This is a genomic window from Aromatoleum toluolicum, from assembly GCF_012911005.2.
GTDB classification, from domain to species: Bacteria; Pseudomonadota; Gammaproteobacteria; order Burkholderiales; family Rhodocyclaceae; genus Aromatoleum; species Aromatoleum toluolicum.
Genome location: NZ_WTVS01000288.1, coordinates 1 through 251 on the forward strand (window position 1 = coordinate 1; position 251 = coordinate 251).

Below are 251 nucleotides of genomic sequence, written 5' to 3' on the forward strand. Positions count from 1 at the left end.
CCGATTGGCACCGCAAGTTATCCACCGCCGCGCGCTCTGCCTGCGTATGAGGCGCCGCAGGCGCGCGCCCGTGGATAACTTGCTGCCCAGTACCCTTCATGGCGTCCATCAAACGGGGACAGGGTCACTGGAGCGATGGCGAGGGTGGTGTGGCGCTCACCCGCGCACAGTTCGACGCACTGGTGCTGGGGCTGCCGTGGCGCCAGCTCGGTGAGGACGGGGTGATCCGAATCCTTTGATCCGGCGCCATC

At 66.9% G+C, this 251-nt stretch carries 1 protein-coding gene; it reads left to right on the plus strand.

Annotation, left to right across the window (positions count from 1 at the left end):
- The first annotated feature begins 98 nt into the window (after positions 1-98).
- Positions 99-239, plus strand: coding sequence for a hypothetical protein (locus GPA27_RS28770; RefSeq protein WP_169143772.1), 141 nt, complete (start codon positions 99-101; stop codon positions 237-239).
- Positions 240-251 lie beyond the last annotated feature (12 nt).